At 62.9% G+C, this 23,174-nt stretch carries 23 protein-coding genes and 1 other RNA gene; 17 read left to right on the top strand and 7 right to left on the bottom strand.

Annotated features, from left to right (window positions below):
• Positions 1-124 precede the first annotated feature (124 nt).
• From ACMGF8_RS09070 to ACMGF8_RS09040, 7 genes are all read left to right on the top strand, one after another.
• Complete coding sequence (locus tag ACMGF8_RS09070; protein ID WP_123577434.1) at positions 125-949, top strand: (Fe-S)-binding protein; 825 nt, start codon at positions 125-127, stop codon at positions 947-949.
• Entirely contained in the window at positions 946-2,400 is a 1,455-nt protein-coding gene (locus ACMGF8_RS09065; protein WP_102861067.1) for a LutB/LldF family L-lactate oxidation iron-sulfur protein, read from the top strand. The genes ACMGF8_RS09070 and ACMGF8_RS09065 overlap by 4 nt, the downstream gene beginning before the upstream one ends.
• Positions 2,400-3,071, top strand: coding sequence for a LutC/YkgG family protein (locus tag ACMGF8_RS09060; protein WP_250329049.1), 672 nt, complete (start codon positions 2,400-2,402; stop codon positions 3,069-3,071). Before ACMGF8_RS09065 ends, ACMGF8_RS09060 begins: the two co-directional genes overlap by 1 nt.
• Positions 3,068-5,878 carry an FAD-binding and (Fe-S)-binding domain-containing protein gene (locus ACMGF8_RS09055; RefSeq protein WP_416759349.1) on the top strand — a complete coding sequence of 937 codons (2,811 nt, stop codon included), beginning with the start codon at positions 3,068-3,070 and terminating at the stop codon, positions 5,876-5,878. Before ACMGF8_RS09060 ends, ACMGF8_RS09055 begins: the two co-directional genes overlap by 4 nt.
• A gap of 211 nt (positions 5,879-6,089) precedes the next feature.
• Positions 6,090-6,377, top strand: a complete 288-nt coding sequence (locus tag ACMGF8_RS09050) for a hypothetical protein (RefSeq protein WP_102861064.1) — start codon at positions 6,090-6,092, stop codon at positions 6,375-6,377.
• A gap of 86 nt (positions 6,378-6,463) precedes the next feature.
• Positions 6,464-6,857: a transfer-messenger RNA gene (ssrA, locus tag ACMGF8_RS09045) on the top strand.
• A 431-nt stretch (positions 6,858-7,288) separates the two neighbouring features.
• Positions 7,289-7,675, top strand: coding sequence for a DUF6124 family protein (locus ACMGF8_RS09040; RefSeq protein WP_305948984.1), 387 nt, complete (start codon positions 7,289-7,291; stop codon positions 7,673-7,675).
• A gap of 65 nt (positions 7,676-7,740) precedes the next feature.
• Here the strand turns inward: ACMGF8_RS09040 and ACMGF8_RS09035 are convergent, their stop codons facing one another.
• Together ACMGF8_RS09035 and ACMGF8_RS09030 are read right to left on the bottom strand one after the other, a co-directional pair.
• On the bottom strand, positions 7,741-8,319 hold the full coding sequence (locus tag ACMGF8_RS09035) for a helix-turn-helix domain-containing protein (protein ID WP_416759347.1): 579 nt from the start codon (positions 8,317-8,319) through the stop codon (positions 7,741-7,743).
• A gap of 47 nt (positions 8,320-8,366) precedes the next feature.
• Positions 8,367-9,236, bottom strand: a complete 870-nt coding sequence (locus tag ACMGF8_RS09030; RefSeq protein ID WP_305948986.1) for a helix-turn-helix domain-containing protein — start codon at positions 9,234-9,236, stop codon at positions 8,367-8,369.
• A 156-nt stretch (positions 9,237-9,392) separates the two neighbouring features.
• Here ACMGF8_RS09030 and ACMGF8_RS09025 point away from each other — a divergent pair, with 156 nt between their 5' ends.
• Together ACMGF8_RS09025 and ACMGF8_RS09020 are read left to right on the top strand one after the other, a co-directional pair.
• The gene (locus tag ACMGF8_RS09025) at positions 9,393-9,941 is read left to right on the top strand and encodes a GNAT family N-acetyltransferase (protein ID WP_221809597.1); all 549 of its coding nucleotides are present in this window, start codon (positions 9,393-9,395) and stop codon (positions 9,939-9,941) included.
• A gap of 294 nt (positions 9,942-10,235) precedes the next feature.
• The gene (locus ACMGF8_RS09020; protein WP_221809598.1) at positions 10,236-10,673 is read left to right on the top strand and encodes a GNAT family N-acetyltransferase; all 438 of its coding nucleotides are present in this window, start codon (positions 10,236-10,238) and stop codon (positions 10,671-10,673) included.
• A gap of 98 nt (positions 10,674-10,771) precedes the next feature.
• Here ACMGF8_RS09020 and ACMGF8_RS09015 read toward each other — a convergent pair whose 3' ends face one another.
• Positions 10,772-11,401, bottom strand: a complete 630-nt coding sequence (locus ACMGF8_RS09015) for a helix-turn-helix domain-containing protein (protein WP_416759343.1) — start codon at positions 11,399-11,401, stop codon at positions 10,772-10,774.
• 165 nt (positions 11,402-11,566) lie between these two features.
• On the opposite strand from ACMGF8_RS09015, the gene ACMGF8_RS09010 reads away from it, so the two are divergent.
• The 3 genes from ACMGF8_RS09010 to ACMGF8_RS09000 all read left to right on the top strand — a co-directional run bounded on the left by ACMGF8_RS09010 (position 11,567) and on the right by ACMGF8_RS09000 (position 14,262).
• Entirely contained in the window at positions 11,567-12,703 is a 1,137-nt protein-coding gene (locus ACMGF8_RS09010; protein WP_416759341.1) for an NAD(P)/FAD-dependent oxidoreductase, read from the top strand.
• A 26-nt stretch (positions 12,704-12,729) separates the two neighbouring features.
• Complete coding sequence (locus tag ACMGF8_RS09005; RefSeq protein ID WP_025131445.1) at positions 12,730-13,107, top strand: RidA family protein; 378 nt, start codon at positions 12,730-12,732, stop codon at positions 13,105-13,107.
• Positions 13,108-13,206: 99 nt separating this feature from the next.
• Complete coding sequence (locus ACMGF8_RS09000) at positions 13,207-14,262, top strand: hypothetical protein (RefSeq protein ID WP_416759339.1); 1,056 nt, start codon at positions 13,207-13,209, stop codon at positions 14,260-14,262.
• A gap of 177 nt (positions 14,263-14,439) precedes the next feature.
• On the opposite strand, the gene ACMGF8_RS08995 is transcribed toward ACMGF8_RS09000, so the two are convergent.
• From ACMGF8_RS08995 to ACMGF8_RS08985, 3 genes are all read right to left on the bottom strand, one after another.
• Positions 14,440-14,901: a GNAT family N-acetyltransferase gene (locus ACMGF8_RS08995; RefSeq protein WP_416759337.1), complete on the bottom strand. Its 462-nt coding sequence runs from the start codon at positions 14,899-14,901 to the stop codon at positions 14,440-14,442.
• A gap of 70 nt (positions 14,902-14,971) precedes the next feature.
• On the bottom strand, positions 14,972-16,612 hold the full coding sequence (locus tag ACMGF8_RS08990; RefSeq protein WP_416759336.1) for an ArnT family glycosyltransferase: 1,641 nt from the start codon (positions 16,610-16,612) through the stop codon (positions 14,972-14,974).
• A 633-nt stretch (positions 16,613-17,245) separates the two neighbouring features.
• Positions 17,246-18,130, bottom strand: a complete 885-nt coding sequence (locus tag ACMGF8_RS08985; protein ID WP_416759334.1) for an EamA family transporter — start codon at positions 18,128-18,130, stop codon at positions 17,246-17,248.
• Between the two features lie 115 nt (positions 18,131-18,245).
• On the opposite strand from ACMGF8_RS08985, the gene ACMGF8_RS08980 reads away from it, so the two are divergent.
• Positions 18,246-19,028 carry an AraC family transcriptional regulator gene (locus ACMGF8_RS08980; RefSeq protein ID WP_416759332.1) on the top strand — a complete coding sequence of 261 codons (783 nt, stop codon included), beginning with the start codon at positions 18,246-18,248 and terminating at the stop codon, positions 19,026-19,028.
• A gap of 26 nt (positions 19,029-19,054) precedes the next feature.
• On the opposite strand, the gene ACMGF8_RS08975 is transcribed toward ACMGF8_RS08980, so the two are convergent.
• The gene (locus ACMGF8_RS08975; protein ID WP_011059155.1) at positions 19,055-19,372 is read right to left on the bottom strand and encodes a hypothetical protein; all 318 of its coding nucleotides are present in this window, start codon (positions 19,370-19,372) and stop codon (positions 19,055-19,057) included.
• 367 nt (positions 19,373-19,739) lie between these two features.
• Between ACMGF8_RS08975 and ACMGF8_RS08970 the strand changes: the two genes are divergently transcribed.
• From ACMGF8_RS08970 to ACMGF8_RS08955, 4 genes are all read left to right on the top strand, one after another.
• Positions 19,740-20,210: a hypothetical protein gene (locus tag ACMGF8_RS08970; protein ID WP_240321949.1), complete on the top strand. Its 471-nt coding sequence runs from the start codon at positions 19,740-19,742 to the stop codon at positions 20,208-20,210.
• Between the two features lie 83 nt (positions 20,211-20,293).
• The gene (locus ACMGF8_RS08965) at positions 20,294-20,782 is read left to right on the top strand and encodes a hypothetical protein (RefSeq protein ID WP_416759329.1); all 489 of its coding nucleotides are present in this window, start codon (positions 20,294-20,296) and stop codon (positions 20,780-20,782) included.
• Positions 20,783-20,944: 162 nt separating this feature from the next.
• The gene (locus tag ACMGF8_RS08960; protein ID WP_416759327.1) at positions 20,945-22,411 is read left to right on the top strand and encodes an ArnT family glycosyltransferase; all 1,467 of its coding nucleotides are present in this window, start codon (positions 20,945-20,947) and stop codon (positions 22,409-22,411) included.
• A 146-nt stretch (positions 22,412-22,557) separates the two neighbouring features.
• Positions 22,558-23,106, top strand: a complete 549-nt coding sequence (locus ACMGF8_RS08955; RefSeq protein ID WP_240321948.1) for a hypothetical protein — start codon at positions 22,558-22,560, stop codon at positions 23,104-23,106.
• The last annotated feature ends 68 nt before the right edge of the window (positions 23,107-23,174 follow it).

Genomic DNA, 23,174 nt, shown 5'->3' with positions numbered 1-23,174 from the left:
GACGCCGCATTCACCCGCGGCGTCCGCATTCACCACCCGGTCTGCAAGGCTGCTGAAAGCTTGCTGGTTTATCTTTCAGCCGCCGCAACGGACGAATAACCGGGACCACCCGGAGACACGCCTGATGAGCGAGCTTTTCTACAACGCCGTGCCCAATGCGACCCGTGTCGCGCCACCGCTGGCCGAACCCCGGCAGTACCCCAGCGCGAAGCCGTCGCGGGTTTACCTGTTCGGCACCTGCGTGGTCGATCTGTTCTATCCCGAAGCCGGGATGGACGCGATTCACCTGCTGGAGCGCGAAGGCATTCGCGTGGAGTACCCGCAAGGGCAAAGCTGCTGCGGCCAACCCGCCTACACCTCGGGTTACACCGAGCAGGCGCGCACCGTGGCCCGCTCGCAACTGGCGCTGTTTGCCGGCGACTATCCGGTGGTGGTGCCGTCGGGTTCCTGCGCGGGCATGCTGCGCGAGCATTACGCGGACTTGTTCAAGGACGAGCCCGAAACCCTGAAACAGGTGCAGGCCCTGGCCGCCCGCACCTACGAGCTGGCCGAATTTCTCCTGCACGTGTGCAAGGTGCAGCTCAAGGACAGCGGCGCGCCGGTCAAGGTGGCCCTGCACACCTCCTGCTCGGCCCGTCGGGAAATGAACACCCACCTGCACGGCCGTGAGTTGCTGTCACAGCTGAGCAATGTGGAACGGGTAGAACACAGCCACGAAAGCGAATGCTGTGGCTTTGGCGGGACTTTCAGCGTCCGAATGCCGGACATCTCCGGCGCCATGGTCGCGGACAAGACCCGCGCGCTGAAGGAATCCGGCGCGCATCAGGTACTGAGTGCCGACTGCGGCTGCTTGATGAACATCAACGGCGCGCTGGAGAAACAGCAAGAGGCCTTGCGCGGCCAGCACCTGGCGAGCTTCCTCTGGCAACGTACCGGAGGTGCGCAATGAGCACCCCCGAGCTGATTCCGACCACCAACGTGGCGGACGATTTCCGAACCCGGGCCCACCAAGCCCTGGGTGATAAACAACTGCGAAACAACTTTCGCAGTGCCATGGATTCACTCATGGCCAAGCGTGCGGCCTCGTTCAGCGATGCCCACGAAAGAGAACACCTGCGCGCCCTGGGCAACGCGATTCGCGCCCGGGCGTTATCCAAGCTGCCCGACCTGCTCGAGCGCCTGGAACAGAACCTGACCCGCAACGGTGTGACAGTGCACTGGGCGGAAACGGTGGACGAAGCCAATGGCATCGTCCTCTCGATCATCCGTGCTCACGAGGCGCGGCAAGTGATCAAGGGCAAATCGATGGTCAGCGAAGAGATGGAAATGAACCATGTCCTCGCTGAACAAGGCATTGAATGCCTTGAGTCGGACATGGGCGAGTTCATCGTCCAGCTCGACCACGAGAAGCCTTCACACATCATTATGCCGGCGATCCACAAGAATGCCGGTCAGGTCGCGTCCTTGTTCCACGACAAACTCGGCGTGGAGTACACCAAGGACGTTGACCAACTCATTCAGATCGGTCGCAAGGTCTTGCGGCAGAAATTCTTCGAAGCCGATATCGGCGTCTCCGGCGTCAACTTCGCCGTGGCCGAGACCGGCACCCTGCTGCTGGTGGAAAACGAAGGCAACGGGCGCATGTCCACCACCGTGCCGCCAGTGCACATTGCCGTCACCGGGATCGAGAAAGTCGTCGAGAACCTGCGCGATGTGGTGCCGCTGCTTTCACTGCTGACCCGCTCGGCCCTCGGCCAGCCCATCACCACCTACGTCAACATGATCTCCGGCCCGCGCAAGGAGCATGAGCTGGACGGCCCTCAGGAAGTGCACCTGGTGCTGCTGGACAACGGCCGCAGCCAGGCCTTTGCCGACAGCGAACTGCGCCAGACCCTGAACTGCATCCGCTGCGGCGCCTGCATGAACCACTGCCCGGTCTACACCCGGGTCGGCGGCCACACCTACGGCGAGGTCTACCCGGGGCCGATCGGCAAGATCATCACCCCGCACATGGTCGGCCTGGCCAAGGTGCCGGATCACCCCAGCGCCTCCTCGCTGTGCGGCGCCTGTGGCGAAGTGTGCCCGGTGAAGATCCCGATCCCGGCACTACTGCGACGCCTGCGGGAAGAGAACGTCAAGGCTCCGGACAGCCCGCATCAAGTGATGCGCGGTCAGGGCAGCAAGTACTCGCGCAAGGAGCGCTTCATCTGGAACGCCTGGGCCCGCCTCAACAGCTCGCCGACCCTGTATCGCCTGTTCACCCTGGCCGCCACCCGCCTGCGCGCCCTCACCCCGAGCAAGGTCGGCCCCTGGACGCAGAACCACAGCGCGCCAAAACCCGCCGCCCGGTCGCTGCATGACCTGGCCCGTGAGCACCTGGACAAGCAGGGAGACCGCTGATGAGCGCGAAACACAACATCCTCGCCAAGCTGCGCAACAGCCTGACCGGCACCACGCCGATTGTGGATAACTTCGACGAGGCGCTGGTCACCGAGCCTTACAGCTACACGGCGGAACAACGCATTGCGCAACTGCGCAAACAGATGGAAGCGGTGCACACCGAGATCCACCTGAGCACCGGCGCCGACTGGCCTGAACTGCTGGCCCGGCTGCTGCAGGAGCGCCAACTGCCCAGCCTGCTGATCGCCCCGAGCACGCCCCACGGCCAGCGGGTCACCCAGCACTGGGCCGAGCACCCGCACCTGCCGGCGCTCAAGGCCTACGACCGCCCGGTGGAAGAATGGAAAGCCGAGCTGTTCAACGACACCCCGGCCAGCCTCACCGGCACCCTGGGCGCGATCGCCGCCACCGGCAGCCTGATCCTCTGGCCGACCCGGGAAGAACCGCGGCTGATGAGCCTGGTGCCGCCGGTGCATTTCGCCCTGCTCAAGGCCAGCGAAATCCGCGACAACTTCTATCAGGTGCAGCAACAGATGAACTGGGCTGCCGGCATGCCGACCAACGCGCTGCTGGTGTCCGGCCCGTCGAAGACCGCTGATATCGAACAAGTCCTGGCTTACGGCGCCCACGGCCCGAAAGACCTGGTGGTGCTGATCCTGGAGGACCAATGAGCCTACCGGCCGCTTTTCTGCGTGACGCCCAGCAACTGATTCCCCAGGAGCGGCGTTTCGACGACCCGCTCTCGACCCTGGCCTTCGGCACCGATGCCAGCTTCTACCGACTGATCCCCAAGCTGGTGATCCGCGTCGAATCCGAGGACGAAGTGGTCGCCCTGCTCCAGCTGGCCCAGCGCGACCGGGTGCCGGTGACCTTCCGCGCCGCCGGCACCAGCCTGTCCGGGCAGGCCATCAGCGACTCGGTGCTGATCGTTCTGGGGGATAACTGGAACGGCAAGGAGATTCGCCATCAGGGTACGCAGATTCGTCTGCAGCCCGGGGTGATCGGCGCCCAGGCCAACGCCTGGCTGGCGCCGTTCGGGCGCAAGATCGGCCCCGACCCGGCATCGATCAACGCCTGCAAGATCGGCGGCATCGTCGCCAACAACGCCAGCGGCATGTGCTGCGGCACCGCGCAAAACACCTACCACACCCTGGCCGGCATCCGCCTGGTGCTGGCCGATGGCACGCGCCTGGACACCGAGGATGAGGCCAGCGTCAGTGCCTTCCGCGCCAGCCATGGTCCGTTGCTGGAGCGCCTGGCCGAACTGGGCCGCAGCACCCGCGCCAACAGCGAGCTGGCAGCGAAGATCCGCCACAAGTACCGGCTGAAAAACACCACTGGCCTGTCCCTCAATGCCCTGGTGGATTTCGACGACCCGCTGGACATCCTCAGCCACCTGCTGGTGGGGTCCGAAGGCACCCTGGGCTTTATCAGCGCGGTGACCTACGACACGGTGATCGACCACCCGAACAAGGCCTCGGCGCTGATCGTCTTTCCCGACGTGGAAACCTGCTGCAACGCGGTGACCGTGCTCAAGAGCCAACCAGTGTCGGCAGTGGAGCTGCTGGACCGCCGCAGCCTGCGCTCGGTGCAGGACAAGCCCGGTATGCCGGCGTTCGTCCAGCAACTCTCGGCCAACGCCTGCGCGCTGCTGATCGAGTCCCGCGCCGCGTCCTCGTCGCTACTGCACGAGCAACTGGCGCAGATCATGAATTCCCTGGCCGCCTTCCCGGTGGAAAAACAGGTGGACTTCACCGAAGACCCGCAGGAAAACGCCAAGCTCTGGGCGATCCGCAAGGACACCTTCCCGGCGGTGGGCGCGGTGCGCAAGACCGGCACCACGGTGATCATCGAGGACGTGACCTTCCCCGTGGAGCAGCTGGCCATCGGCGTCAACCGCCTGATCGAGCTGTTCGACAAGCACCACTACGACGAAGCGATCCTGTTCGGCCATGCCCTGGAGGGCAACCTGCACTTCGTCTTCACCCAGGGCTTCAACAGCAGCGAGGAAGTGAACCGCTACCAGGCGTTCATGGACGATGTGGCGCAACTGGTGGCGGTGGAATTCGGCGGTTCGCTGAAGGCTGAACACGGCACCGGGCGCAACATGGCGCCCTTCGTCGAGCTGGAATGGGGCAGCGATGCCTACCAGCTTATGTGGCAGCTCAAGCGCCTGCTGGACCCCAACGCCATCCTCAACCCGGACGTGGTGCTCAGCGAAGACCCGCAGATCCACCTGAAGCATCTCAAGCCGCTGCCGGCGGCCGACGAGATTGTGGATAAGTGCATCGAGTGCGGTTTCTGCGAGCCGGTGTGCCCATCCAAGGGCCTGACCCTGAGCCCGCGCCAGCGCATCGTCATCTGGCGCGACATCCAGGCACGCAAACGCGCCGGCATCGACACCTCCGAGCTAGAGGCGGCCTATCAGTACCAGGGCATCGACACCTGCGCCGCCACCGGCCTGTGCGCCCAGCGCTGCCCGGTGGGCATCAACACCGGCGAGCTGGTGAAGAAACTGCGCAGCGAGCACGCCACCCACAGCGGCACCGCCGAATGGCTCAGCTCGCACTTCGCCAGCACCTTGCAGGGCGCGCGCTTCACCCTGCACGTGGCCAACGGCGCGCGCATGCTCCTGGGAGCGCCGCGCCTGAGCAAGCTGTCGGCGAGCCTGACGCGCCTGTCCAAAGGCCGGGTGCCGCAGTGGAACAACGCCATGCCCCAGCCGGAAAAGGCCATTCGCTTCAGCCCGAGCGTCAGCGACGCGCGCCCGCGAGTGGTGTACCTGGCGGCCTGCGTGTCCCGAGTGATGGGGCCAGCAGCAGGCGACAAGGAACAATCGTCGCTCTACGAAAAAACCCGCGGCCTGCTGGAAAAGGCCGGCTATCAAGTGGTGCTGCCGGACAACCTGGACAACCTCTGCTGCGGCCAGCCCTTCGCCTCCAAGGGCTACGCCACCCAGGCCGAGGACAAGCGCCAGGAACTGATCGGCGCCCTGCTCCACGCCAGCCGGGGCGGCCTCGACCCGATCTACTGCGACACCAGCCCCTGCACCCTGCGCCTGGTGCAGGACCTGGGGGACGTGCGCCTGGACCTCTACGACCCGGTGCGCTTCATCCGCACCCACTTGCTGGAACGCCTGGAGTTCACCCCACAAGAAGCACCGATCGCGGTGCACGTCACCTGCAGTACCCAGCACCTGGGCGAGAGCCAGGCGCTGATCGAACTGGCCCGGCGTTGCAGCAACAATGTGGTGATCCCCGAAGGCATCCACTGCTGTGGTTTCGCCGGCGACAAGGGCTTCACCACCCCCGAGCTCAATGCCCACTCCCTGCGCAGCCTCAAGGACGCGGTGCAGTACTGCAGCGAAGGCATCTCCACCAGCCGCACCTGTGAAATCGGCCTCAGCCAGCACGGTGGGATCGACTATCACGGGCTGGTCTACCTGGTGGACCGGGTCACCCGGGCCAAAGCCGTCTGACTTCAGGGGCAGGACAACAAGGGGCGGCTTCGCCCCTTTTTTGTACCTGCTTAAACGCGATAACGACTGTTCCAGTTCATCGCAAAAAAAACAGAACCCCGGCGCACCGCTGTAGTCCATTTTCCAGGCCCGCACAAAAAGGGCTTAGCCCCACTCGGCCGCCCGTCCTGTTGACCGGCAACGCCGAGCCCCTGCGATCAAGGAGATAACCATGAAGCGTTCCGCACTGGCTGGACTGTTCATCACCGCCGCGATGCTGGCCTCCCCGGTGTTTGCCGCCGGGCAAGAGGACCTGTGCCAGATCAACCTGCAAAAGATCAAGGATGCCAAGGTCAGCACCGAGGCCATGAGCTCGGACCTGAGCAGCGACATCGACGCCAAGGTCCAGCAAGCCACCGCCGAACAGGCCAAAGGCACCGAGGAAGGCACCAAGAACTGCATCTCCCTGACCACCCAGGCGATCCAGCAATTGCAGAACAACACCAAGGGCGGTCAATAGGCGATACATCGGCCAACCTTCGGGTTGGCCTTCTGCGCTCGCTTAGCGTAGAATCCGCCCACCTGTTGGTAATGCACAACAGGTTCGGGGCCGTTTAGGATTCGACGCCGGTTGCGAAACTTTAGGTGCATGCCGAGTTGGTAACAGAACTCGTAAATCCACTGTTGCAACTTCCTATAGTTGCCAATGACGAAACCTACGGGGATTACGCTCTCGCTGCGTAAGCAGCCTTAGCCCTTCCCCCCTGGTACCTTCGGGTCCAGCAATCATCAGGGGATGTCTGTAAACCCAAAATGATTGTCATATAGAACAGAATCGCCGTGCAGTACGTTGTGGACGAAGCGGCTAAAACTTACACAACTCGCCCAAAGCACCCTGCCCGTCGGGTCGCTGAGGGTTAACTCAATAGACACGGCTAAGCATGTAGTACCGACAGCGGAGTACTGGCGGACGGGGGTTCAAATCCCCCCGGCTCCACCAAACGAAGCACCAACAAAGCCCGCCTTGTGCGGGCTTTGTTGTTTCTGGCCTTAACGTTCCGCCACCATCGCCAACCGCCCCTCCCCGCTTTCACGGACCGAGCATTGGTTGCCCCAAAGCAGCGTTAAGTCTCTTTCTATTGTGCGAACTTTCCTAGAAACTCCTAGCCGCTTGCGCCTGGTGTACCCGCTGGCTAGCCTCGATCCGTCACTGCACATTCAGTGACCGGGTTTAGCAGCCCGCAATCGATTAGGCGCACAGCGCCGCCATCTACGCGGCGTTTTTGGGCTCCGTTTTATGGCGGCCGTGCGCAGGGCATCTTCGGGTGCGCCGGGTTCCTAATCGACCGGTACTGCTAACCTGCGAACGGCCGCCACCCCATCGTTTAGCAGCGACGGTGAAGGCTCCTACCATCGATTAGGAGTTACGCCATGAAAAAGCTCGTCCCCGATCCGCCCCACACTGCAACCCAGCGCGACAGAAACCCCGAGCACGATCTGGCCAATCAGCAGATCCGGCAGAAGCTGTCACTTCAGCCTGCCGATGCCTCTCTGATCCAGTCACTGAAGCAAACCATCAGTACCCCGGTGAGTCGCGATTCTCTGTTCTCGGTACGCGGCGGCATCAGCGCCGAAGAAGCCTTGCTCCACGTCTCCCTGCTGTTGAAAAGCGCCGAAGAGGTTTCCGATGAAATCACCGAACGCGGCAGCGGCATCGAGCGCGGTCTGATCTGGTCCCTGGTGCACTCGGTGGAGATGGCGCGGGCAGTGGTGGATGCCCTGCTCGATGGCAGTCGCCCTATACCCACACTGAAGTAGAACGCCCCACGAAAGCACGGCGCGGCAGCACGATCTGGCGCGCTGTTGCTTGATGATGAAGGGCTTCAGCGCTCCGACATCACCACCATCACCTCCGCATCCTCATCCCCTTCCGCCAAATAAATATGGCCAATGCTGCTGTTGAAGTAGGCCGTCTCCTGCGGGCCGATGCTCACGGCTTCCCCGGTCTCAAACTGAATCCGCACCCGCCCCGACAGCACCAGGGCGAATTCCTGCCCGGGGTGGCGGATGTAGTCCTCGAACTGCTGCAGCTCGCGGGCAAAGATTCGAGTGTACATGGGGGTCATGCTGCGCCCGGGAAAATCGCCGGCCATGGGGTGGTAATCGTAGTTGCCGGTGCTGTAGCCAGGGGCGTCGACGATGGTGGTGCTGACCACGGTCGGTTGCACCTGGGCGCTGCTGGTCTGGATCAGGTTCGGCGCGGGGGTGAACAGCTGGGCGATGTCGACGCCGAGGGCGCGGGCCGCGGCGGCGAGTTTTTCGTAGCTGGCCGAGACCTGGGCCAGCTCCATTTTCGACAGGGTCGACAGTGCGACGCCGAAGCGTTCCGAGAGCTGTTGTAGGGTCAGCTTCTGATGAAATTGGCTTCGTCCTATGGACAACCGATGGCGTGCTGGAATCAATCTTGTATCTAGGAAGGAAACCTTTTCCCTAGTGCGCCTTCCATTCTCTATTTCGATTGCAGGTCAGTCCTACCTCCCTCCTCTCTCTTGTGCTTACGATAACGGGAGAGCGAAATTCCCGTTTGGCGCTTGAAGTAGCGACACAAGTAAGACGCATCGACGAAGTTCAGTTCGTCGGCCACACGGCCAATGGCCAAGTCACTGTATGAAAGAAGAGCCTTGATCTCCAAGGTCACCTGCCGATCGATCAACCCCTTGGGAGTGTCATTGAAAAACGCTTTGGTCAACTGCGACAGGTAGAACGGCGTGATATTCAGTGCGTCGGCGTAGAACTTCACATCTCGGTGGCGGATGCAGTGTTTGCCTATCAATTCCCAGAAGCGCCAACTGAGCATTTCCTTCCGGCTGAATCCCCTGTTTTCTATCTGGTTGGCTGGAAGTTGCTCGGCTATTTTCAAAAAGAGGTTCTGCAGCTGATTGCGCAACATGATGCGTTGGTAGGTGGGACAGGTCTGCGCAATGTTCCGCATCTGCGTCACCCATCCCTCGATCAGCGGCATGTCGTTCTTGGATGGAGTGCAATGAGGATGGTCATGCAGAAATACGAACAAGGTATTGGGTAGCGGGTAGGCAACCTCCGCTGCAAAACTTTTCGGCATAAGGCAGAAAAACACCTTGAAGCGGCGCGAGCGACGTTTGAGTAAGGCAATAGTGTCCTCAGCCAGCAGCATCACATCACCGCTCCTAACCGCATGCTCTTTGAAGTTAAGAGTGAAGTGGGCACTACCGCAGAGGCATACCAGCAACGTCAAGTAAGCATGGCCGAAGGAGAGCGGCAAACCTTGCCCTTCCGCTAGCGTGGTCTCTCCCATCGGCATCGAGTCGTCAGGAGCGGAAAGTTTCGGAATGTGATGCATAGTGACCCAGCGCTAGAACAAACAAGAGCCAAAATCGTATCACCGCTTGGCGTAGCTGTTTCTAAAAGTACCGAAAACGCCGAGGTACTGGCGTGTACCGATGATCTGACTCCCAATACTCTGTCCCGAACGAACCAATCCATTCGGGTACAGGACATGACACTTAAAACAGAACGACTCTTGCTGCGCCCCTGGCAGGACGCAGACGCCGCCGATCTATACGAATATGCCAAAGACGCCCGAGTCGGCCCTATCGCTGGCTGGCCCCCCCACACCAGTGTGGAGAACAGTGCCGACATCATCCGTACGGTCTTCAATCACCCCGAGGTGTACGCGGTCGAACTGAAGGAAAATCGCCGTGCTGTTGGTTGTGTGGGCATTCTCATAGGCAGCAACAGCAATTTTGAAATCAGTGAGCAGGAAGGTGAAATCGCCTACTGGATCGGTGTGCCGTACTGGGGCAAAGGCCTGACTCCGGAAGCCGTGCGTGAAGTGATGCGACACGCCTTTGAAAACCTGAATCTCAAAGCACTTTGGTGTGGTTACTTCGCCAACAACATCCAGTCCTATGCTGCTCAATCGAAGTGTGGCTTTCGCTTTCATCACACAGAAGAAAACAAATACAACCAGTTCCTCCAAGACTATCGGACAGAACACATTAGCCGTATCACCTACCAAGAATGGCTGGACCATACGAAAGAGTAAGGACACAAACCAAAGGTACCGGTGAATGTCGGCCACAACCGACGGACGCAGCCTGGTGACGACGTATACCGCACGAACGCCGCAGAGGAGTTCAAACCTTACTTGGAGCTGCACGGAGAACTAACCGGAATCCCCCGCCGCCCCAGCACTGCCGCGAACTGCAACAGCTAGAGTGCGAAGCCTGCCGCAGGACAGCGCCGAACTGTTCGTCGCGCTGCTGGCGAAGGCGCAGGAGGAACTGAATGCCCGTGAAAGTTAATTGAGCCTTATCCACACCCCAGTTCAGGAGACTTTATGAAAATCTCACTTACCCAAGTAACGCAAAAAAACTATGAAGCGATTTGTGAACTGGAGGTCACTGAAGAGCAGGAAGACTACGTGGCAAGTAATACCTGGTCGCTCGTTGAGGCTGCGTACAACCCAGGTTACTTCACACGCGCCATAATCGCGGATGGAGAGCCTGTAGGCTTCTTTATGTGGGTGCAAGAGTCAAAAGGCAAAGTTTCTATCTGGCGCTTTATGGTGGATAAACAACATCAGCAGAAATCCATCGGCAGAGTAGCGTTGGGCCTCGCCCTACATGAAATAAAACAGATCGCAGATTTGAAAGAAATTGAAATTTGCTACAACCCCAACAACATCGTAGCTAAAGGGTTTTACTCCAGTTTCGGGTTTGTCGAGGTTGGTATGGATGCAGACGGCGAAGATATGCTGGCGAGGATCAGGATTTGAACTGCACCAAATACAATCCGGGCTTTGCACAACAGTTCTAATTACCTTCAACTCCAACCGCCTATGACTCAGGAGGGCGCAGAGGATGATCAGGGGCTTCAGCGCTCCGACATCACCACCATCACTTCCGCATCCTCCTCCCCTTCCGCCAGGTAGACATGGCCGACGCTGCTGTTGAAGTACGCCGTCTCCTGCGATCCGATGCTCACCGCCTCTCCGGTCTCAAACTGAATCCGCACCCGCCCCGACAGCACCAGGGCGAATTCCTGCCCCGGGTGGCGGATGTAGTCCTCGAACTGCTGCAACTCGCGGGCAAAGATCCGCGCGTACATGGGGGTCATGCTGCGCCCGGGAAAGTCGCCGGCCATGGGGTGGTAGTCGTAGTTGCCGGTGCTGTAGCCGGGGGCGTCGGCGATGGTGGTGCTGACCACGGTCGGTTGCACCTGGGCGCTGCGGGTCTGGGTCAGGTTCGGCGCGGGGGTGAACAGCTGGGCGATGTCGACGCCCAGGGCGCGGGCCGCCGCGGCGAGTTTTTCGTAGCTGACCGAAACCTGGGCCAGCTCCATTTTCGACAGGGTCGACAGCGCGACGCCGGAGCGTTCCGAGAGCTGCTTGAGGGTCAGCTTCTGGTTTTTGCGGATGGTCCGCAGGCGTGCGCCGACCTGGGTTCGGTCGATCAGTGGATGGGCGTGGGAGCTCGAGGCGGGCTGGGCTCGGTCGGAACTCATTGGGGCTCTCTGTCAGGCAAATAAGGGCAACCGCGACGCTGGCCGGGGCACGTGGCGAAATATTAACCCAGGACCCCGGGTTGACTGGAAAATTCTCATATCTTACATTTCTCGTATGTGAGAATTTTAACCCCTGTCATTTCCCAGCGATTCAGGAACCCCGGCATGCACGCGAACCAATGCTTCGACTTCGTCATCATCGGCGCCGGTATTGCCGGTGCTTCCCTGGCCTATCGCCTGGCCGGGCAGGCCAGCGTGCTGGTGCTGGAGCGTGAATCGCAGCCGGGCTACCACGCCACCGGGCGCTCGGCGGCGATGTTCATGGAGGCCTACGGCACCCCGCAGATCCAGGCCCTGACTCGCGCCAGCCGGGCTTTCTACCAGCGGCCGCCGCAGGGTTTCTGCGAACACCCGCTGATGGAACCCCGTGGCTGCCTGTACGTCGCCAGCGAGGAACAGCTGGAACAGTTGCAGCAGACCTACGACGAAACCCGCGCCCGCTCCGCCAATGTGCGCCTGATCACGGCCGAGCAGGCCCGGGCCCTGGTGCCCTGCCTGCGCCCCGACGCCGTCGCCGGGGCGATGCTGGAAACCGCCGCCCAGGACCTGGACGTGCACGCCCTGCACCAGGGTTTCCTGAGGGCCATGCGCCGGGCCGGGGGGCTGCTGGAGTGCGACATACAGATCGTCGAAGCCAGCCGCGAAGACCGCCACTGGAACCTCACACTCAGCGATGGCCGTTCCCTGCAGGCGCGCAATCTGGTGAACGCTGCCGGTGCCTGGGTCGATGAGGTGGCCCAGCTGTGCGGCGTGGCCCCCATCGGCCTGCAGCCCTGCCGGCGCAGCGCCTTCACTTTCGACGGCCCGCTGGATGAAGATTTCAGCCGCTGGCCGGCGGTGATCGGCATCGACGAAAGCTTCTACTTCAAGCCCGACGCCGGCCAGTTGCTCGGCTCCCCGGCCAATGCCGACCCAGTGCCGCCCCAGGACGTGATGCCCGAAGAGCTGGACATCGCCACCGGCATCTACCACATCGAGAACGTCACTTCCCTGAGCATCCGCCGCCCGCGCCACAGCTGGGCCGGCCTGCGTTCCTTCGTCGCCGACGGCGATCTGGTGGTGGGCTGGGATGACAACTGCGAGGGCTTTTTCTGGCTCGCCGCCCAGGGTGGCTACGGCATCCAGTCGGCGGCCGGCGTCTCGCAACTGGCCTGCGCCCTGCTGCTGGGCCACCCGGTCCCCGAAGAACTGCTGAGCCAGGGCGTCGATGCCCTGGCCCTGGCCCCCGCTCGCTTGCGTTAACCCACCCAGCCCACGAGGCCCTTGCCATGTCCACTGATATCCAGCGTTACCCCAGCCACCTGCCCTACCCCTTCTCCCGGGCGATCCGCGTCGGCGGCTTTCTGTTCCTCTCCGGCCAGGTGCCGATGAGCGCCGAAGGCGAAGTGGTGCACGGCGACATCCGCGTGCAGACCGAAGCCGCCATGGCGCGCATCGGCGAGACCCTGGCCGCGTGCGGCGCCAGCTTCGACCAGGTAGTGAAGAGCACCGTCTGGCTCACCGACATGCAGCACTTCGCCGGCTTCAACGAGGTCTACCAGCGTCACTTCAAGAACGGTTTCCCGGTGCGCTCCACCGTCAGCGCCCAACTGGCACTGGGGGTCGATGTCGAGATCGAAGTCCAGGCCTGGGTCGGCGAAAACTGAGTCACCCGCCCCAGCCCTCAAGTGCGATGCCCAGGACCGCCACGCCAGATGACGCGGCCGTCCACCCCACATAACAACAACAAATCGAGGCTAATCGTCATGAAAGAAAGTCTGAAGATCGCCGGCGCCTTCGTCGGTGTGATTGTCGGCGCGGGGTTCGCCTCCGGTCGTGAACTGCTATTGATGTTCGTCGACTTCGGCGTCTGGGGGTTGGCGGGTGCGGTGGTCAGCGCCGCGCTGTTCACCTTCCTCGGCATGGCCCTGGCCAGCATGGGCAGCCGCCTGCGGGCGGCGTCGCACAAGGACGTGGTGCAGGCCCTGTGCGGCAAACACCTGGGCGCGCTGGTGGACCTGATGATTACCTTCTTCATGTTCGCCGTGACCGTGGTGATGCTGGCCGGCGGCGGTGCCCTGCTGGAACAGCAGTTCGGTATTCCGGCCATCGCCGGCAGCGTGCTGGTGACCCTGATCGTGGTCGCCATCGTGTGCCTGGACGTGCACAAGGTCATCGGCATGATCGGCGCGGTGACGCCCTTCCTGATCATCACCGCGGTCGGCGTGGCGCTGTATGGCGCCGCCACCCGTGACCTGAGCTTCGGTGAACTCAATCAACTGGCGGCCAAGCAAGAAGCCGGCGCCAGCCACTGGCTGCTGGGCGCCTTGCTCTACGTGTCCTACAACATCGTGGCCGGGGTGCCGATCCTGGCGATCATGGGCGGCGCGGCCAAGGGCGAGAAACAGGCGATGTGGGGCGGCATTCTCGGCGGCGCGCTGCTGGGCCTGCTGATGCTGGTGATGAGCCTGGGCCTGCTGTCGCGCCTGGACAGCGTGGCGGATCTGCCGATGCCCATGCTGTCGATCGCCGGCGAAGTCTCCCCGGCCCTGGGGCTGCTGATGGCGCTGATCATCTTCTGCATGATCCTCAACACCGCCGTGGGCACCCTGTACTCCTTCTCCGCGCGGCTGTTGCCGGCCGGCACCCGGCAGTTCCGCCTCGGCTCCATTGCCGCCGGTGCCCTGGCGTTTGTCGGCAGCCTGGTGGGCTTTATCAGCCTGGTGGGGCAGGTCTATCCGTTCTTCGGCTACCTGGGGTTCCTGCTGATTGCCGCGGTGGTGATCGGCTGGCTGCGGCCCCGGCGGCTGGCGGTGGCATAAGCACTTGATGGCTCCGGCACCCGGGAGGTATCCAGGTGCCTTGAGCTCAACCCAGCCCTGTAGGAGCGAGCTTGCTCGCGAAGCTCCCAAGAGCGCCGCATTCCTCCAGCGAACGCGCGTTATCGTTGACGTCCACCGCGAGCAAGCGCGCTCCTACAAGGCTCATGGCGGGAAAGGTCAAGCCAGCACGGACAGGCCCCGCTCCATGATCAGCGTCAACTCCTCGCCCTCGTAATGCTCGCGGACCCGAACAAACCCCAGGCGCGCATAAAAGCCTTCGGCGGTGACCGACGAGGGCACCACCAGCGAGGTCAAACCCGAGTCCAGCGCCGCCTGCTCGACCGCGGCCATCAGTTGCCGGCCCAGGCCATGGCCGTGGTACGCCGGATCGACAAACACCGAACGCACCGCGCGCCCGTCGAGGCTGGCGGTGCCCAGCAGTTTCCCGTCCACCAGGGCGACGAACATTTGCCGACGCCGCATCAGTTGCAGGACGGCGTCTGGGGTAAAGCTGTCTTGCACCCGCTCGATCACATGGGCGGGATAGTCCTGGGCATTACTGGTGAGCAAGGCCGCGAGGATCACTTGGCTGACCCTCGCGGCATCGGCCTCTAGGGCCGGACGAACTTGGCATTCCATGACCACTCCCTGGTTTCAACGCGGATCGCAGGGGCCAAAAATACGACCCGCACCACTCGCTGCCAAGGACTTACTGCAACTGAAACACCAAACAGGGATTGTCATTCAAGCGCCCCTCGTACACCGGCTGCTGGTTTTCCAGCGAGGTGCCCTGGAGCTTTTCTCGATCCTTGCGCGCCACAATCACCCAGGAGCCGTGGGGCAAGGTGTCCAGTTGTCCGGGGGCATCGCCGCTGACAAACAGCGGCTGTTCGTCGTGGTCCAGGTTCATCATGTAGCGCACGGCCCAGGTGTCCTGGCCCAGGTTGAAGAACACCAGGGGACCGTGTTCGGCCGCGCGCCGTTGCTCCACCTGGGAAACAAAATCCTGGGTATCGAATTGCAGATCCTTGGCCGGGTCCACCACTGCCACCAGCAGCGTCCATTGCGCCGCCAGGGCCAGTCCGCTGAGCAGTACCAGCCGCCGGCCGAAACTGCCCAGGGTCTTGCGCCAGCAGTACAGAGCCAGCAGTTGCAACAGGACAAAGATCGCGATCAGCAACGGCATGGACACCGGCGGCCAGTAACCGTGCTTGTACCAGCTGTGTTTAAGGACCAACAGCACCAGGATGCACAGCCCCGGCAACACACCCACCAGCCACAGGTAGGCACTGCGCATCTTGCCCATTCTGCCCCGGGCCATGAGCAGGCCGTAGGCGGCCACCGCAGCGAACATCGGCACCATGGGCAAGATGTAATAGGCGCGTTTGAAATGCGGCACCGACAAGCCCAGCAGAATCATCAGGCCGCAGGCGCCAAGACGCAGTACCAGGCGCAGCTGCGGGTCGGCATGGCGCCGGAACACTTGGTGGCGCAGCATCCACAGCGTCACCAGGGCCAGGGGCACCACAGGGAAGTAGCGGTACAACGCCAACTGAAAGTAGAAGTAGAACGGCTCGCCACTCTCATCCAGACGCCCGCCCACCTGCATGCGGTAGACCTGCTGCACAAAGGCCTCGCCACCGCTGAGATAAGCCAGCTTCAGCAGCAGCCACCAGCAGGCCGCCAGCAACAGCAGGCCGCTGAAGCCGCAGCCGAGCACGCGCTTGAACAAGATACGGCGCGCCTCCTGGGTACGACTCTCTCCCAGCAGCCAGTAGGTGCAGACCACGCCGCAGACTTCCACCAGCCCCAAGGGCCCGCGAATGGCGAAGGCCAGCACGAACAGCGGCAGCACCATCAGTGGCCGCAGCCGCGAGCCACGCTGTTCGCCGCTGTGCAGCAGGTAGAAAGCCCCCAGGCACAGCAGTGAAACCATCTGGTCCAGGCACACCGAGCGGGACTTGTCCAACAGCTGGCTGGTCAGCGCCGTCAGCAGTACCGCGAGCAGCGCCCAGGTGCGCCCCGAGGGCGCCAGCAGGCGATACAGCAACGCCAGCACCCCGGCCGAAGCCAGCGCGGTGGGCAGGATATTGGCCAAGTGATTGGGGGCACCGAAGGCCTGGGCAAACAGGTAACTGAAGAAGGTCGCGGTAGCCGGATAGTCCGGATAGGGCTGGCCGTAAGTGGTGGGGAACAGGCTCGGCCCGTGACGGAACATCTCCTGCAGAAACAGCGCCCAACGGCCGTCGAAACCCTGGGGCTGCTCGTCCCAGATGCCAAAGGTGAACAGCAGCAGGGCCACCAGGTAGATACCCCAGGACTCAATCCCGAAACGCGTTTCTCGAACCATCTTCGCCCCACCAGAAAGTGCCGTGCCATAAGCTCGGCGTAAGGCTGGACATGGTGCGCGCGATACCCCTGAACGGTGACTGAACGAGGATAAGAAACCCGCCTGCGCCACCGACTTGATGATTGCCGGCCGAACCTCCGGCGCCTTCAAGATCGCCGCGTCTCCTCCGGAGCCGTTCGCAACCTGCGGCAGCGGCTACACAAAGCCGCCTGTAGCCGCTGCTGAGCCCGCGAAGCTGCGAAAAGGACCGCAGGGCCTTGCTTGGCTATTGACCGACGAGCCTCTGGCGTCTTCAAGATCGCCGCGTATCCTCCGGAGCCGTTCGCAGCCTGCGGCAGCGGCCACACAAAGCCGCCTGTAGCCGCTGCTGAGCCCGCGAAGCTGCGAAAAGGACCGCAGGGCCTTGCTTGGCGATTGACCGACGAACCTCTGCCGTCTTCAAGATCGCTGCGTCTCCTCCGGAGCCGTTCGCAGCCTGCGGCAGCGGCTACACAAAGCCGCCTGTAGCCGCTGCTGAGCCGGCGAAGCTGCGAAAAGGACCGCAGGGCCTTGCTTGGCGATTGACCGACGAGCCTCTGGCGTCTTCAAGATCGCTGCGTCTCCTCCGGTGCCGTTCGCAGCCTGCGGCAGCGGCTACAGGGACCGGCGCCCCAGGGCCGAAAACCGGCGCCAGTCGAACTGCCCCACGGCCAGCGCCAGCAGGATCAGGCCCATGGATACAGCCTCATCGACCCCGACCCGCTGCCCCAGGATCAACACCGACCCGGCCATGCCGAACACCGGGATCAGCAACGACAAGGGCGCCACCCGAGAGACGGGATACTCCCGCAGCAACAGGTTCCAGCCCCAGTAACAGAAGTGCGTTGCCACATAGACCTGGAACATCAGCGATAGCAGCGCACTGACGGACACCTGCCCGACCAGTTGCAGAAACGGCGCACTGCCATGGCTTATCCAGGTCAACGCCAGCAGCGGCAACGGCGCAAACAGGCTGGCCCAGACCACGAAGGCGAACACCTCGCGAACCCCACAACGCTTGATGATGACGTTGCCCACACTCCAGCTGAAGGCGCTCACCAGCAGCAAGGCGTAACCCAGGCTGGTGGCGTGCCCGGGGCTGTCGCCGATGATCCGCAACAGCCCCCACAGCGCAATGGCCGTGGCCAGAACCTGCTGCCAGCGCAGGCGCTCGCCGAACAGCAACACGCCCCAGCCCAGGGAAAAAAACGCGCTGAACTGGATCAACAGCGAAGCCGTGCCCGGCGCCACGCCCTGCTCAATCCCCAGGTTGATCAGCGCCCACATGGCCACGCCGAAAATCAGCCCGTAGGCCGCCAGCCAGCCAAACCCTACCGGCGGGCGCGGCACCAGAAATACCCAGGGCAACGCCGCCAGGGTGAAGCGCAAGGCGGTGAGCAGCAATGGATCGATACTCGCCAGCCCAAACTTGGTGATGGGGAAGTTCAGGCCCCACAAGGCCGTCACCAGCAAGGCCAGGAACAGGTGTTTTTTCTGCATGTCGCGCGGTCCAGGAAAGGCGGCCGCGAGCAAATCCCCGGCCGGGGGCGAACTATCGCCGGAGCACGCCATGGCCCGCTTGCAGTATCAGGTCAACTATCAGTAGATTCGGGCCATGCACCCTATCGATATCGATCCCTACGAAAACATCCCCCGAGACGCGCTGGTCACGGCCGTCGACTATGCGCACGGCCAGCACTTCGCCGAACACCAGCATCGACGCGGGCAATTCGCCTACGCCGCTACCGGGGTCATCAGCGTCTATACCGAACAGGGCAACTGGGTGGTGCCGCCGCAACGGGCGATCTGGGTGCCGGCCGGGGTGACCCATGCCATGCACATGAGCGGGCCGGTGACCATGCTCAACACCTATGTGCGCCCCCGGGCGGCAAAGCGCCTGGGCTTGCCGGAGCAATGCGAAGTGCGGGAAGTGTCCGAGTTGCTGCGCCAGCTACTGCTGCGGGCCATGCACCTCCCCACGCTCTACGCCAGGGACGGTGTGCCGGGGCAGTTGATGAACCTGCTGCTGCATGAAGTCGCCAGCATGCCGGCCTTGACCCTCAACGCCCCGCTGCCGGACGAGCCGCGGCTGGCCAGGGTCTGTCGCGAGCTGCTGGAACAGCCATCGCTGGAGTTGGGGATCGATGCCATAGCCGAGAGCGCCGGCATGAGCCGTCGTACCTTCACCCGGCTATTTCGCCAGCACACCGGCATCAGTTTCGTCGAATGGCGCCAGCAGGCCTGCCTGTTGGCGGCCGTGGTGCGCCTGGGCCAGGGCGAGGCCGTGACCCGGGTCGCCAGCGACCTGGGCTACAGCAGCCCGAGTGCCTTCAGCAGTGTGTTTCGCAAGGTCCTGGGCGAGGCGCCCAGTCGTTACTTTGCCCGGGCCCGGGCCTGAAGGACCCGAGCCTGAGCGAGGCCGTGCTACAGGAACACGGCGGACAACATCCCCAGCGCACCGAGGCAGAAGCCGATCAAGGCACCGCGCCCGGGCGCCTGCTGGAACAGCGCCCAGATCACCAGCGGCTCCAGAAGCAGCAGCGAGGTCACCGAGACCACGGTGATGATCCAGATGTCGCCCACCGCCACGTAACCCAGCCAGTAGGCCGCCAGCAGGCAGATACCGCCCAGGCACATGATCAGCACCGGCAACGCCAGTTCGGCACCGGAGGTGTTGCCGGAATGGGCCAGCCGCGCCACCACCACTTCACTGTAGATGGCGCAAAACTCGCCCAGCACCATCAGCCCTACAGCAGAAACTCCGAGTAATTCTTTGGACATGTAACAAACCCCTTGGTATTGAGAGCCCGATTTTTCAGCTCCCAGGCATTGATCGCTCCGCTAACGGAGCCTGTATCTCGATGCGCAGGGGTACGGGGCAACTCGGTAATCGTCAGGAACTTGAACATGTCCATCTCCTTCTGGGTGGGTGACGCAAGCCGGGCCCGTGAACAGTCGACGGGCCGCTGCCTGTATAAGGGATTTTCTGCCCCGACGTCATCCACCAAAGAACATTGACCGCAAAAAAACCACGCAAACTCCACAATCAAACCGCCTGCTTGCCGATAGCCTGGGTCCGGTCATCCTCAGCCTGAAGCCCGTGCCCACCATGCCCCAAACGCCCAATTCCGTTCGCACCCTGAGCCCCTATCACTGGATCGCCACGTACTTCATCGGCGTTGCGGGACTGGCCTTGGCCCTGATGCTGGTGGTCAATCTGATCCTGCTGAGCACCAGCCAGACGCCGTGGCAATCGCTGCTCAACTCCCTGTCGTTCAGCGTGGCGGTGCTGATGGTGAGCCTGGTGCTGATTACCCTGATCGCCGCCTTGCCGTGCATCCTGTTCTTCTGGCTGGCCCAGCGCTTTACCTGGCGCCGCCTGTGGATCTACCTGGTGAGCGGAGCCCTGGCGGCGCAGTTCGCCATACCCGTGATGACCCAGCTGCTCCCCGAACTCTTCAACCTCCCGCACGGCGTCAGCGCTGCGCTGCACTATTTGCAGCTGGCATCGATGTTCGGCGGCTGTGGGGTGTTTCTGGGGGTAGTGTTCTGGTGGCGCAGCGGGCGTCACTTGCGCTGAACCGAGCCTTTATTCACCAGCGGCCCGACGCCAAGGCACCCTTGAGCAGGGCCAGAGCAGCCACCCATACAGCGATCTTTGCCATGTCCACAACAACTCCACCCCAACGCAGCGTGCAGCCGGAAGACTGGTTCGCCGCTTACTTCATCGGTGTCACGGCCCTGGCCACGGTGCTGGCCTTGCTGCTGATGCTGACAATGCTGGCCAGCGCCGGCTCGTTGAACGGCGACATCATTCTGCAGACGCTGTTCGTGGGCCTGCTGACCCTGGTCGTCAGTGGCGTGCTGACCGGCATTCTCACGGCGTTGCCTTGCGCGCTGTTCTTCTGGCTGGCCCAGCGCTTTGCCTGGCGCAACGTGCTGATCTACCTGTTCAGCGGCGCGGTGGCCGCCATGCCGACCATCCCCGTGGTCGCGAGCCTGGCCCCTTCCAGCTTCTATTCCGACCCGGCCGAAGAGGAACCGCTACCCGAGGGTTTGCCGCGCTACCTGCCACTGGCGCCATTGTTCGGCTGCTCGGGGGCTTTTCTAGGGCTGGTTTTCTGGTGGCGCAGCGGCCGTCATCTGCGCTGATCAACTCCCCAACACCACCCGAGCCGGTCCGCCTGAGCCCTCAAGACCGAAGCGCACCTTTTCCCCCTACTTGTTCACAATTTGTTAAGAGTTGCCTCCGTATACTTTCGCGCTTGCCCGCGGCCTTCCGGCTGCGCCCCTCGATCTGCCGGCGCAAAACTCATGTCACGACCCGCTCCGCTGCTGTTCCTGCTGGCCTGCCTGCTGTTCTTCTTCGCCTTGGGCAATCACCAGTTGCAAGGTTCCACCGAAGCCCGGGTGGCCGGGATCGCCATGGAAATGCACCTGGACGATGACTGGGTCACACCGCGCCTGTTCGGCACGCCGTTTCTGGAGAAGCCGCCGCTGAGCCTGTGGCTCGACGCCGGTGCCATCCGCGCCTTCGGCGGCACGCCGCTGGCAGTGCGCCTGGCCTCGGCCTTCGCCGGGCTGTTCAGCGTGATGCTGCTGTACGCCATGCTGCGCCGCTTCGGCCGGCCGGCCACCCTGGCCGCGGTGGCCGGGCTGATGCTGGCGACCATGGCCAGTTACTGGAGCAACGTACGTGGCGTGGGTGAGGATGCCCTGCTCAGCCTCGGAGTGACCCTGGCCCTGCTGGCGTTCTTTCAGGCCCAGCGCCGTCAGGCCGAACAGCAACCGGCGTTGCTGGCCTGGTTGGCCTTCGCCGGCGGCATTGCCATCGCCACCCTGAGCAAGGGCGTGCTCGGCCTGGCGATGCCGGGGGTGGTGATCTTCGCCTACCTGCTGGCCGACAGCCTGATCGAAAAACGCTTCAGCTTCGGCCAGTGGCTGCGCCCCGGCTTGCTGACCCTGCTGGGCCTGGTGCCGCTGATGATCTGGCTGTACCTGCTCTATCAGCGCGGCGGCCTGCAAGCCCTGGGCGAAGTGCTGTGGACCAACAGCGTCGGGCGCTTCGGCGGCTCCTTTGTCGAGGCCGGGCACTACGAACCCTTCTATTACTACCTGGCCAAGCTGCCCCAGGCCTTCCTGCCGTGGAACATCCTGGTCTACCTGGGGCTGTGGCACTTCCGTAAAACCCTGCTGCAGAACCGCTACCTGCTGTTCTTCAGCCTCTGGTTGCTGGCGCAGTTCACCCTGCTGTGCCTGGCCTCCAGCAAACGCACGGTTTACCTGATGTCCCTGACCCCGGCGGCGGCGGTGCTGGCGGCGGAATATGCCGCGGTGCTCTACCAGCGCCTGGCCCAGCGGGCCCTGGGCACGGGTTTCTGGAGTGCCGTGGGGCGCCAGCGCAAGGGCTTGCTGATAACGCTCATGGCCCTGGTGATCGGCGGCTATCTGGCCAACGCCCAATGGGCCGCGCCCAAGGCCGACCGCAAGCTGTCGTTCGTCCCGGTGACCGACCAGATCATGGCGCTGCAGGCCAGCGGGCACCAGTTGGCGCTGTACCAGGCCAACGAACGCATCGCCGGCGCCAGCGTGTTCTACACCCAGAGCCTGCTCAAGGACCTGCAGACCGAGGCGCAGTTGCTGGCCTTTCTCGCCGAGTCGCCGCAGCACATGGCGGTACTGGGCGGCGCCGAGGCGCCCAAGCCGCCGCTGCAGATCCAACAGACCCTCATGGTCGGGCGCCAGGCCTACTACTTCGTCAGCCTGGCGCCCGCCGGCTGAAGCGCAAAAACCGGCACCTGAATCAGGTGCAGTTTGCCCATCCCCGCCGCCCATACCCCTTGAACCCTTTCCCGCTGATACCCGCTCACCGCCCTTGAAACCATGACTCCTGCCCAACGACGGGCAATCCCCCCAAGGAGTCAGTCATGAGCATCACCGTTACCACCTCTACCCTGGACCAGGCCGTCGCCCAGAAGCGTTTCGACGATGCCTGCCACTATCTGCGCCAATCCGACCTGGCCAACTTCCTGATCGACGAACTGATCGCCGTCAAGGAAGAGCTGATCGTGGAAGTCACCAACTCGTCGGCAGCGGACAAGACCGACCGCTGGATTCCTCCGGCCGCCAACTCCACCACGTCCGCCGGACGCGTGGTGTGGAACCTCAAGTCCCAGGTGTACGCCATCGAGAAAAAATACAAACAGCCGGACCTGAGCAATTTCCAGAAATTCCTCGCGCTGTTCGCCAGTGACCGGGTCGAGCGCCTGTCCCCGGCCCTGGTGCTGATGCATGAACTGGGGCACGCCTGCCAGTTCCTCACCAACAAGGCCGAGTTCCGCAAGCAACTGGCGGACAAAAACATCCTCGAAGTGGAAAACATCAACGTCAATGCCATCGAGAACACCGTGGCCAAGGAGCTGACGGCGAAAAACAACAAGGAAGGCCTGCGCTGGGATTACCTCGACGCCCGCTGAGCCTTGTCCCCCGGCGATGCCCTGTCGCCGGGGTCCTCCCTGTGTTCATGTCGGGCCCTAGCGGCCTG

It is taken from the genome of Pseudomonas sp. BNK-7 (genome assembly GCF_048072025.1).
Lineage (GTDB): Bacteria > Pseudomonadota > Gammaproteobacteria > Pseudomonadales > Pseudomonadaceae > Aquipseudomonas > Aquipseudomonas danubii.
This window is presented reverse-complemented; position numbering and strand designations above follow the sequence as displayed.

Excerpts from the sequence above, each read along its gene's own strand:
- ACMGF8_RS08965 (WP_416759329.1), top strand. The coding sequence starts at position 20,294 with ATGTCCACAACAACTCCACCCCAACGCAGCGTGCAGCCGGAAGACTGG.
- ACMGF8_RS09005 (WP_025131445.1), top strand. The coding sequence starts at position 12,730 with ATGTCCACTGATATCCAGCGTTACCCCAGCCACCTGCCCTACCCCTTC.
- ACMGF8_RS09000 (WP_416759339.1), top strand. The coding sequence starts at position 13,207 with ATGAAAGAAAGTCTGAAGATCGCCGGCGCCTTCGTCGGTGTGATTGTC.
- ACMGF8_RS09055 (WP_416759349.1), top strand. The coding sequence starts at position 3,068 with ATGAGCCTACCGGCCGCTTTTCTGCGTGACGCCCAGCAACTGATTCCC.
- ACMGF8_RS09010 (WP_416759341.1), top strand. The coding sequence starts at position 11,567 with ATGCACGCGAACCAATGCTTCGACTTCGTCATCATCGGCGCCGGTATT.
- ACMGF8_RS08990 (WP_416759336.1), bottom strand. The coding sequence starts at position 16,612 with ATGGTTCGAGAAACGCGTTTCGGGATTGAGTCCTGGGGTATCTACCTG.
- ACMGF8_RS08955 (WP_240321948.1), top strand. The coding sequence starts at position 22,558 with ATGAGCATCACCGTTACCACCTCTACCCTGGACCAGGCCGTCGCCCAG.
- ACMGF8_RS08995 (WP_416759337.1), bottom strand. The coding sequence starts at position 14,901 with ATGGAATGCCAAGTTCGTCCGGCCCTAGAGGCCGATGCCGCGAGGGTC.
- ACMGF8_RS09040 (WP_305948984.1), top strand. The coding sequence starts at position 7,289 with ATGAAAAAGCTCGTCCCCGATCCGCCCCACACTGCAACCCAGCGCGAC.
- ACMGF8_RS09060 (WP_250329049.1), top strand. The coding sequence starts at position 2,400 with ATGAGCGCGAAACACAACATCCTCGCCAAGCTGCGCAACAGCCTGACC.
- ACMGF8_RS09025 (WP_221809597.1), top strand. The coding sequence starts at position 9,393 with ATGACACTTAAAACAGAACGACTCTTGCTGCGCCCCTGGCAGGACGCA.
- ACMGF8_RS09015 (WP_416759343.1), bottom strand. The coding sequence starts at position 11,401 with ATGAGTTCCGACCGAGCCCAGCCCGCCTCGAGCTCCCACGCCCATCCA.
- ACMGF8_RS09030 (WP_305948986.1), bottom strand. The coding sequence starts at position 9,236 with ATGCATCACATTCCGAAACTTTCCGCTCCTGACGACTCGATGCCGATG.
- ACMGF8_RS09020 (WP_221809598.1), top strand. The coding sequence starts at position 10,236 with ATGAAAATCTCACTTACCCAAGTAACGCAAAAAAACTATGAAGCGATT.
- ACMGF8_RS08960 (WP_416759327.1), top strand. The coding sequence starts at position 20,945 with ATGTCACGACCCGCTCCGCTGCTGTTCCTGCTGGCCTGCCTGCTGTTC.
- ACMGF8_RS09065 (WP_102861067.1), top strand. The coding sequence starts at position 946 with ATGAGCACCCCCGAGCTGATTCCGACCACCAACGTGGCGGACGATTTC.
- ACMGF8_RS08970 (WP_240321949.1), top strand. The coding sequence starts at position 19,740 with ATGCCCCAAACGCCCAATTCCGTTCGCACCCTGAGCCCCTATCACTGG.
- ACMGF8_RS08985 (WP_416759334.1), bottom strand. The coding sequence starts at position 18,130 with ATGCAGAAAAAACACCTGTTCCTGGCCTTGCTGGTGACGGCCTTGTGG.
- ACMGF8_RS09070 (WP_123577434.1), top strand. The coding sequence starts at position 125 with ATGAGCGAGCTTTTCTACAACGCCGTGCCCAATGCGACCCGTGTCGCG.
- ACMGF8_RS09050 (WP_102861064.1), top strand. The coding sequence starts at position 6,090 with ATGAAGCGTTCCGCACTGGCTGGACTGTTCATCACCGCCGCGATGCTG.
- ACMGF8_RS08980 (WP_416759332.1), top strand. The coding sequence starts at position 18,246 with ATGCACCCTATCGATATCGATCCCTACGAAAACATCCCCCGAGACGCG.
- ACMGF8_RS08975 (WP_011059155.1), bottom strand. The coding sequence starts at position 19,372 with ATGGTGCTGGGCGAGTTTTGCGCCATCTACAGTGAAGTGGTGGTGGCG.